Origin of the sequence: Arthrobacter sp. ov118, from assembly GCF_900116495.1 — a bacterium.
In the GTDB taxonomy this organism is placed as follows: Bacteria; Actinomycetota; Actinomycetes; order Actinomycetales; family Micrococcaceae; genus Arthrobacter.
Genome location: NZ_FPAY01000005.1, coordinates 113373 through 123253 on the forward strand (window position 1 = coordinate 113373; position 9881 = coordinate 123253).

General features: G+C 64.4%; 7 protein-coding genes. 2 read left to right on the plus strand and 5 right to left on the minus strand.

The genetic code is table 11. The annotated features are described in order from the left end of the window. Positions 1–66 precede the first annotated feature (66 nt). From BM372_RS11525 to BM372_RS11545, 5 genes are all read right to left on the minus strand, one after another. Positions 67–2667: an excinuclease ABC subunit UvrA gene (locus tag BM372_RS11525; protein WP_256214224.1), complete on the minus strand. Its 2601-nt coding sequence runs from the start codon at positions 2665–2667 to the stop codon at positions 67–69. 547 nt (positions 2668–3214) lie between these two features. Further along, positions 3215–3733, minus strand: a complete 519-nt coding sequence (locus tag BM372_RS11530; protein ID WP_256214212.1) for a bacterial transcriptional activator domain-containing protein — start codon at positions 3731–3733, stop codon at positions 3215–3217. Positions 3734–4207: 474 nt separating this feature from the next. After that, positions 4208–5071 (minus strand): hypothetical protein, encoded by an 864-nt coding sequence (locus BM372_RS11535; protein WP_090955596.1) that lies wholly within the window; start codon positions 5069–5071, stop codon positions 4208–4210. Further along, on the minus strand, positions 5068–5745 hold the full coding sequence (locus tag BM372_RS11540) for a hypothetical protein (RefSeq protein ID WP_143111465.1): 678 nt from the start codon (positions 5743–5745) through the stop codon (positions 5068–5070). The genes BM372_RS11535 and BM372_RS11540 overlap by 4 nt, the downstream gene beginning before the upstream one ends. Positions 5746–6364: 619 nt before the next feature. Next, on the minus strand, positions 6365–8557 hold the full coding sequence (locus tag BM372_RS11545) for a C1 family peptidase (protein WP_143111466.1): 2193 nt from the start codon (positions 8555–8557) through the stop codon (positions 6365–6367). A 328-nt stretch (positions 8558–8885) separates the two neighbouring features. Between BM372_RS11545 and BM372_RS11550 the strand changes: the two genes are divergently transcribed. After that, positions 8886–9260: a hypothetical protein gene (locus BM372_RS11550; protein ID WP_090955337.1), complete on the plus strand. Its 375-nt coding sequence runs from the start codon at positions 8886–8888 to the stop codon at positions 9258–9260. A gap of 75 nt (positions 9261–9335) precedes the next feature. Continuing rightward, entirely contained in the window at positions 9336–9788 is a 453-nt protein-coding gene (locus BM372_RS11555) for a hypothetical protein (protein ID WP_090955339.1), read from the plus strand. Positions 9789–9881 lie beyond the last annotated feature (93 nt).

A 9881-nucleotide genomic window follows, 5' to 3' on the forward strand; every position in this document is an offset into this window, starting at 1 on the left:
CCTGAGTATGCAAGGGCAACACCGGACCTTATGCACCAGGAGCCCGAAGTATGTCACCGAAGTCTGTCATTGCCCAATCTGGCACGCGGCGGCGAGGTACGGCGCCGTGCGGCTCTCCCTGGATCCCGCGACGGTGGTGGGTGTCCCGGCCGCGATGATTTTGCCACCGGCGTCACCGCCGGCCGGGCCGAGATCGATCACCCAGTCTGCTGCAGCCACAACATCCATTTCGTGTTCCACCACGACCACCGTGTTTCCCGCGTCGACGAGCCCGTGCAGCTGTGCCATGAGCAGCTGGATGTCGGCCGGATGCAGGCCCGTGGTGGGTTCATCCAGCAGGTACAGCGTGTGACCGCGGCGTGCCCGTTGCAGCTCGGTGGCGAGCTTGATGCGCTGGGCCTCGCCGCCGGAGAGTTCTGTGGCGGGCTGCCCGAGCCGCAGATAGCCCAGCCCGACGTCCCGGAGTGTCTGAAGGCTGCGGGCAGCTGAGGGAACGTCCTTGAGGAATCCAGCGGCCGCGTCCACTGTCATGCCCAGGACGTCGGCAACGTTCCTGCCGCGATAGGTGATTTCAAGGGTTTCAGGGTTGTAGCGCGAACCGCGGCATCCCGGGCATGGACCGTAGCTGCCCGGCAGGAACAGCAGCTCCACGGCCACGAACCCCTCGCCCTGGCAGGTTTCGCAGCGCCCGCCGGCCACGTTGAAGGAGAAGCGCCCGGCCCCGTATCCGCGGGCCCGCGCCTCGTCCGTGGCAGCGAACTCCTTGCGCACGGCATCGAAGAGTCCTGTGTAGGTGGCCAGATTGGACCGGGGCGTGCGGCCGATGGGTTTCTGGTCCACTGTTACCAGCCGGTCCACCTGGTGCAAGCCGGTCACGGTTCCGACGCTCAGCGGTGTGCCGGGATCGCCGGCGTTGATGGCCTGGTCCTCATCGGTGTCAGCGGTGGCGCCGTCGCCGTGAAGTTCCGATCCAACCACATCGGCCAGAACGTGACTGACCAGCGTCGACTTGCCCGAGCCGGAGACTCCGGTTACCGCGGTCAGGACCTGCAACGGGAAGGAGGCGTCAAGGCCGCGGAGGTTGTGGCGGGTGATGTCGCTCAGCTCCAGCCAGCCTCCGGGCTCCCGACGGCGGCTGGTACGGACGCTGCTGTCAGGGGCGCCGGTGCGGTAACCGCCGCCGGTACTGCCGCCGTCGTGATCACCGCTCCTGGATCCATCCGGCATGAGGAACGGGCGTGTGACGGAGGCCCCGACGGCGGCGAGGCCGGCCACGGGGCCGCTGTACAGCACTTCGCCGCCGCCTTCCCCGGCACGCGGGCCGACGTCCACGAGCCAGTCGGCGTGGCGGACAATGTCCATGTTGTGCTCCACCACGAACACGGAATTGCCGGAGGACTTGAGCTGCTCCAGTACTGCCAGGAGGGGCTCGGCGTCAGCGGGGTGCAGCCCGGCAGAGGGCTCGTCCAGCACATAGACCACCCCGAACAGCCCCGAGCGGAGCTGCGTGGCGATCCGAAGGCGCTGCATCTCGCCCGGGGAGAGGGTGGGTGTCTGCCGGCCCAAGGCGAGGTAGCCAAGCCCAAGATCCAGCAGGACCGTGATCCGCTGGAGGAGGTCGCGCGTGATGGCGACAGCCACCCCGTTGCCTTCGCCCGATGACTGCTGGCCGGGCGTCAGCTTGCGCGAGGCGGTTCCGGCATCCTTCAACTCGGTGGTCGGGCGGATCATGTCCGCCAGCTCGGCCAGGGGAACCGCATTGAGTTCGGCGATGGTCCTGCCGGCGAAGGTTACGGCCAGGGCCTCTGGCGTGAGTCCGCTGCCGGCGCACCGCGGGCAGGGGCCGGTCTCCATGAACCGGAGCACCCGCTCGCGCATCGTGTTGCTCTTGGAATCGGCGAGGGTGTGCAGCACGTAGCTCTTGGCGCTCCAGAAGCGGCCCTTGTACGGCTTGGCCACACGGTCCCGCTGAGGCGTGATTTCCACTACGGGCTGTTCCTCCGTGAAAAGGATCCAGTCACGGTGCTTCCTTGGCAGCTTCCGCCAGGGGGTGTCCACGTCGTAGCCGAGGTGAATGAGGATGTCGCGCAGGTTCTTGCCCTGCCAGGCAGTCGGCCAGGCCGCGATGGCTCCCCCGCGAATGCTCAGGGAAGGGTCGGGAACCATGGCGGCTTCGCTCACGGTGTGCGCAACACCGAGGCCGTGGCACTCGGGGCATGCCCCGGCGGCCGTGTTGGGCGAGAAGGCATCCGAGTCCAGCGGACTGGCACCCGCCGGGTAGCTGCCCGCGCGCGAGAAAAGCATACGGAGGGAGTTGGACAGTGTGGTCACCGTCCCCACCGTGGACCGGCTGCTGGGCGTGCCGCGGCGCTGTTGAAGCGCGACGGCGGGAGGCAGTCCCGTGATCATTTCCACCTTGGGATTGTGTCCCTGCTGGATCAGGCGGCGGGCGTACGGTGCCACGGATTCGAAGTACCGGCGCTGAGCTTCGGCGTAGATTGTGCCGAATGCCAGGGAGGACTTACCTGACCCCGAAACGCCGGTGAAGGCGACGATCGCGTCACGCGGGACGGCCACGTCCACGTTGCGAAGGTTGTTCTCGCGGGCGCCGCGCACCCGGACAAACCCATCGGTACCGTCATCGGAGCCCAACGTGGCAGGGGCCATCGCGGGCAGGTCAGAAGCATTCTGAAGTTCTTGCATCGCTTCGACTCTATCGGCGATCGCGTTATGGGCGGTCAATGCGAATGGCTTTGCACCCTTCGCTCGTACAGGCACTGCGGGGCGAATCTCCGGACGGCCCACGAGACATGCCAACGTCGAGGTAACTACCAGAAAATCTTGAGTTCGGTCTGAGAGAGTGCCAGACGGATGAGGGTGCCAGCGTTGGTGAGCCGGATCACCCTATTTGATGGCCGGATCGACGGGAGCTGATTGGATGGGCAGGGCAGTGTCCGATGACTTGAATGGGCCGAACGGTGGCCCGCCCACGCAGGCAACCTTGGTAATCCGAGTCTGGAGGGACCCGGAAAGTCCCGAACCCTTCCGTGCACGGATTATCGCTGGATCGTCGGAAGGTGACGAACCTACGGTTAGTTATGCTCGTGGCCGGGCGGAAGTCGTCGCAGCGGTGAACCGTTGGCTAGACAGCATCCCTGATGAGTAGGAACTGGGCCGGTTCCGGCCAAAGGTAGCACCGCCGAAGTGGACTCTCTTACAAGACGTCAGCGACGAGGCGCCGAATGGCCACTGACGGCACCAGGCCCATGTCCTCGTTCAGCTTGGCTCGATACTTTTCGAAGGCCCGGAGCGCGGCAGCATTGTTGCCCTGCCGCCTTTGAGCCTGAATGAGTAAACCAACCGCACTCTCATAGAGCGGTTCGAGTTCCAGCGCTGCCTCCGATGCTTCCAAGGCAATCTCAAAGTCGCCGCGCGCCAGCGATTCGCGGCCAATGATGTGGAACGCGTGGAGCCGGTCCTGCCGCAATCTGCTCTGTTCGAAAAGCACCCAGTCGTCGTACCAGCCCGGGAGCAGTTCGGCCTCGCGTAAGAGGTTCAGGGACGAAGCAGCCTTCCCGTCGACGCCGGATTGGCTGAGCTCCCGCATACACGACCGGACCCGGTGCAAGTCGACGTCGACCAAATCACTGAGTGACAGCTCGGCGCCCCCGTTGACCAGCAGGCCCGGGACTTGTCGTGAAACCAGGTGCATGCTGACGCGCAGACTCTCCATTGCCCGAGCCTCGCAACTCTCCGGCCAGAGGAGTCCGACCAAGTAGCTTCGGGGGCGGGGGCCATGGATGGCGAGTGCGGTGATGAGCCGCTGTTGACGCGCCGCAACATGCAAGATGCACGAGTCCCTGCGGAGTTTCCACGTTTGGAACAGGCTCAGCTGAAAATGGCATAAGTCGCCGCTTCCCATTGGTACCCCCAAATCCAGCGCCACTGCGAGCTGGAACAGTTCTAGCCACAAGGGGACCGCAATTCGGCAAGGGATGTCAATGTCCCGGCGTATCCGACGGGTTTGTGAAGCGAATGCTTGTGCAGCGCAGTGACCGTCCTCGATATTGGCCCTAGAATTCGGGCCAGAAGGCCCTAGTGACGACGATTCCAAGGAGGAGCAACCGTCTCGAATTCCGGATTCGCTGATTCTGCGCCGGCGACGGCCGGCGTCGCATTTCAAGTGGCCACAGCCGGCCGTGGACCTCTATCTCTTGTACTCGATCCGGACCGAGTTGTCGTCCGGGAGCACTATCACGGTTCCATCGCGCGGCGTCCAGCCGTCATGCAGGAAGAAGAAACGTCCGCCGCTGAGCACCAGCAGGCGCAGACCGTCATACCGGTAGAGCGCTGTGTCCCCGCTACCCAGTTTCACCTCCTCGACGGCATCCGAGCCGATACCCAGAGGCTTGAGTGAATAGACCTCCGCCCGGGGCATGTACTGAACTCCCTGCTCGAAGTTCACTGCCAGCCGACGGCCCAGGGCCTGGGCATAGTCCGCCGTTCCCCAGAAGAGCAGCAGCGTCACGATGCTCAAGACCAGCGTGGTTTCCACTGCCCGCTGCTCCGTGGTGAGCCGTGGCAGTTTGCCGTCCCGGCCCAGGCGGCGGAGACGAATGCACCAGGTGGCCATGAGCACGCCCAGGGCCATTAAATACGGCGTGACGAGCGCAGTCTGCGCAGGCTCCACTATGGCGAGCAGAAGACTAATGCTGACCAGGAGCCCACTGCACAGGGCCGCGATGCCGGCGGCTCGCACAATGTACGCCCGGTCGCGGTCCTCCTCTATTCGGCGGCGCAGCCAGCGGTCCAGGGCCACCCAAACAACACTGACGGCCAGAAGGCAGACCAGCGGCAGATAGAGCGCGTTAATGCTGATCAGGATGTAGTCCTGCACAGCGTACCCAAACAGGCTCACGTCAAGGCCCATCTGGGCTGCCTGCGCTTCTGCTCGGGCCCAGCCAAAGTAGAACAACAGTGCCGTCGCCACCGTGATTGGCGGGCCAATCGCCGAAATGACCCCAAGGGCCCGGGACCACGAGGATCGCTCATCGTGGCTGGCCTCGGTCATTGGGCGCTCCCCGGCGATGGCGGGCACGTGCTCGGGTCCGCTGCATAGTCGAAGGAGGCCGATCCCTCTACGGACCAATCGGCGTCGGCGACAGTGACGTTCACCGTGGTCGGCTCCCCCGGCACGGGAGCCGGTGCTTCGAAGTAGAACTCGAATGGGAAATTCTTGTCCTCGAAACTCTTGCGCTGCCGCACCTCTGCCGTCGTCGTTCCTACCTTCACCGTACGGATGGCGCCCGCAGGCAACCCGCCGAGAGTCCCGACCAGGGCAAGCGCATCACCGGCGCAGACGGAAATCGGCGAGTCCCCGGCGTCGTCCTTAAGGGCTTCGAGGTCTGGCTGGCAGGCGGTGCCTGAGCCAGCGGCAAGCTTGAACGGCATATCCGGCTTTTGGCTGCGGAAAGACGCAACATCGCGCAACAACGTGTAGGCGACTACGGACCAGCAATCAGAATTCCCCAGGGTTGGCACTGGCATCGTCTCCAGAGCCGACGCACCCACATCCCAGGCCGCCTGGTCACCGGCCAAACCCAGGCACAGCGTCTTCGCCGCCTTCTCCATCGTATCCAGAGGCTCGTCAAATCCCGGGAGCTTGTCGCAGTCCCTGTCCCTTAGCCACGCGTACCAGATTGGATCATCCCGTCCCACCGGGCCAATCGGCAGCCACTCGAGCACGGCGGTCTCGCGAACGGGAGGCTGACCCGCGGCGGGCGGACCGGGCGGCTGGGCGGGCGGCTGCGCGGGCTGACCTGGGACGGGAGGCTGGGCGGGAGGCTGACCCGGCGCCCGCGGACCGGGAGGCTGGGCGGGAGGCTGACGCGGCGCCTGTGGCGGGGGTTTCTGGCCCGGGGCTGGCTGCGCCTTCGGTTGGCCCGGGGCTGGCGGCCTAGGCTGTTCCCCCGGAGCCGGCCGTTGCGGCTGGTTGGGCCCGTCGCCGGCGCCATCACCAGATCCGCTCGAGTTGCTGCCGGCTCCGCCAGGGCCCGTCCCGTCAGAGGTGCTGGCCCCAGCCGATGGGTCCGCGCCAGCGTTTGCGGAAGTGCCGGGCCTGCTGGAGGTTGAGCCGCCGCGGTCGTCGTTTATCGCCACGCACGCAGCGAGAAGCAAGGCTAAAATGACCGCCCAGGCAAACGTGTTTGGAAGGCGGCGGCGGTAAGAGTGCATGTCGCACCAGCACTATCTCGGATTTTGGGCCGCTGAGCACCTCAGGTCAGTGAATTAAGTGTTCCGAGGTGCCGTTACTACGTCGTTACAGCGATGCTGTCCGGCAACTAGGCCGAACAGAGCCCGGCGCCTATTCGCTGTTCGACCGGCGACGACGGCCTTTAAACCACCGCGCCCAACGACGCGGCTCATCGCCGGCTGGCCCCGGGGACTCGCCCACTACGGACACCGGGACCTCCCCTGCCGGCCGCACATTGACCATCTGGATCGCACCGGCTGCCCTAGCGTCGTTGGCGGGAGCACTGAGGGAGGCATAGGGGCGGAACGTCAGGTTCGGCGTCGGCTCGGACACGCCCAAGATTCTGAGCAGGACCGATGTCATGGTGGGCGTGTCCTCGCACATGCCGGAATGAGAGGTGGCAGTGCAGCGGCTGGCGGGGGCTACTTCGTTCGGCGCCCAAACAAAGTCTGCTTCCAAATCTCCTAATTTCTGTGCCAGGTCGAAGCTCTCGACATGGCGCTGGATCCCTAATAGAGGCGTCTCCGATTCGCCAGGGCGGCGGCCGTTCTCGAGCGCCCGGGATACAAGATAGAGAATGGACTTCTGGTAGATGTTGATCCGGCCCATGCCGACGACGTCGTTAAGTTCCTGGGCCTCGTTCAGCCCGAACGTGACAAAACGTCCCACTCTCCCTGAGCGCAGGTGGGGCACCACCAAAGTCTGAAAGTCGTCGATCCGAATGGCGGGGGCCAGCCAAGAGAGCGATGTCACCGGGATGCCCAGTGCAAGCAGGCGATCGAGCAAATGCGCCGTGAAGATGGAACCAGCGCTGTGTCCTACCAGATGCACTTCGAGCTCGCCGTCGACCGCGTCCGCGTACAAACGCAGCCTGTCGGCAAACAGGGAACCACCCGGCAGGCCGGAAGCATCTGTTCCGTCCGCAGGGCTCCGGGGTGGCCAGGCAACGGGACCTGGGAGCTCCCCGGAAGCTGCGGCAGCGTTCTCCTTCATCTCGGACCAGATCCAGCCCAGGCGTGACCCTGCAATCTTCTCGACCAGCCGGTCCGCCTGCTCCACCAAGTCAAACCCCAGGCTGCCAAACGGCACCCTATCCCCGATGACGTCCTGCAGCTGGTCCGTCAAAGTTTCGGCCCCGCCGCTTTGCCACGCGAACGTAACGGGGTACACGCCGTTCTTAAGCCACCAGTTGAGCTGTGACTGGGCAGTGGCGAGACCCGCGCCCTCATTGGTAAGGCCGCCGTGGGCGTAGACGACGATGCGGCGGGGTCCCGGATCCCCGCTCCTTGGATCCGACTCCGCCCGCCACTGGTCATGGCTGTCCTTCATGGACTGGAAGATCCAGTCGATCTGGGACGGAGTGCTGATGAACCGTCCCCTTGTGGACAACCGGCCATTGTTGCCCAGGTTCACAACATGCCTTCTCAGGCTCTCCAGATCCGGACCGGGGCCCTGGGACACCACGCCCACCGTCGCCGTTTCAACTTTGGTGTTCTTGAGCAGGTTCACCGCCGAGGGGACGCCCGGGCGGGCGGCCCAGGCATCAAAGGCGGAATCGAGCCAGTCTTCGTACGGCAGCGTGGCGAACCCCCCTTTCCCCCACCCTTCGCCCCAGCTGTTCTGGACCAGGAACCCGACGTCGTTGTACCCCACAATCGAAAACGCATGTCCGCCCAGCTGGCGGAATCCGTCCGGCCGATCGATCCGGCAGTACTTGGAACCGTCCTCCCGCGCGACGAAAACCGGATTTTTCCACCCGCTGTGCACAAGCGCAGACGCCGCCACGGCGTGAAGCTCGCTGATCGCCGACTGCATATCATCGATGCGGAATGCGTTGACCCGGTAGAAAGCGCCCAGGGGATGCAGTCGCGCCTTTCGGGCCAAGTCGACGTCGAGGTCAATGTCAAGGTCGATGTCAAGCGAAGGCCAGTCGTCGACGGGGAGGACACCATGGTAGTACCAACCCTTGAGAGCCCCCCGTAGCGATGAGCCTTGGTCCTCGTCGCCGGCAAATTCATCGTAGCGGCGGGCCATCCGATAGATCATGTAGGGGCTGGCCATGATGGGGTCCGGCCCCTTGGAAAGGACCGTGTCGATCATGGCTGCCACCGCATGCCCGGTACATGAGTTGCCGCTCTGCGTCAGCACGAAATGTTCTTCCGGCCTCGCATCGAGGGAGCAAGGAAGCAGTTCGAGCCGGGGACGGTACTCCAGATCGCGCTTGTCGAAAACATCCGGCATCACATTTACGGCGAAAGTCTTCCCGGCAACATCTGCGACGCCGGCCGGGTAGGTTTTGGGCATCGTCATCACCTTTCCGGAGCGGATTGCCCTGCAGGCGCCACGAAGCCTTCCTGCCAGGTATCTGGTCGCGCTCATGCTCTCTGGCGCATGTGGGGAATTCTGCCGGGAGGGCGTTATCACGGCGTTACAGCCATGGAGGGCCGCGCCGGGGAATCCTTCGCAGATCCCGATAACGCTGCAGTAACGGTGTCCCGGTTGAGTTGGATATCGCAGGTAGCTCTCCCTACGAGGCACTAATCCCCGTCAAGGAGGTACAGCACAACCAAGTCACACTTGGCCGCCGACGTTGTGCCGGGCGGTTCACAATCCTTTGCAAGGGGACAATGCAATGCCAAACTCAACTTCCAGTGCGGCGGCGCGGAAAGCACTCGGCGTCATCCGTCTGGTCTTCGGAACGCTTGCCCTTACGATGCCGCACGTGCTGGTGCGAAGGTTCTCCGAAGAGGGCCCAAATGCGACGGCGGCGGCGTACGCCTTCCGGATGTTCGGCGTCCGAACGGTCGTCATCGGCTTGGAGCTGCTGCTGCTCAAAGGCACGGAATTGGAGCGTGCGGCCAAGATTGCCCCGGTGATTCACGGCAGTGACACCGTGGCGGCCTTCCTCGCGGCCCGGTACGGGCAGCTTCCCAAACGCATGGGCACCACGCTGGTCGCTGTCTCAGCCTTCAACACGGTGCTTTCCGTCATAGGTCGAAGGCGCTGAGCTCCGCCGTGACGGCGCCTTTCGGCGCTTGATACGCAGAACTTTTCCCATACACCAGCAGGAAGATCCGGACCCATGACACGTGCATCCACGTCAGTGCAGGGGCTGCTGCGCAGTCCCGGAACGAAACTCGATGACCTCTTTCGAAGGTCGCGTGCAGGTCGGATTCCCGTCGGCGACAGTGACGGAACGGTAATCCTCGCATCCGGTTCCGCGCTTCGGGCGGCCGCGGCCAAGCTGGCCCACCTGATTGTGTGGAAGGGCAAGGTTTTCGACGCCAAAACGGGAACCCTCCGCAACAAGGTCGGACCGCTGGGCACGCCGGCCATTGCGGCAAAGGTGTATTACGGACAGAGCTGGTACGACGCCAAACAGGCCATCATCCTCGATTACAGCCGTACCTCCCGCGTGGCCCGGTGGATCCGTGACGAGATCCGGGAAGTATCGCCGGGGGTGTTTCTCGGAATGGTCTATTGGGGCAAACGCCGGATTCTGAAATTCGTCCTGGATTTCACCCGCACGAAGTGAGGTCGGCCGATGCCCTACCAGAGTGCGGTGACGATCCGGGCGCAACTGTGCCCGGGCACGCCAGCGGAAACGCTGCACGATCCCTCACGTCAC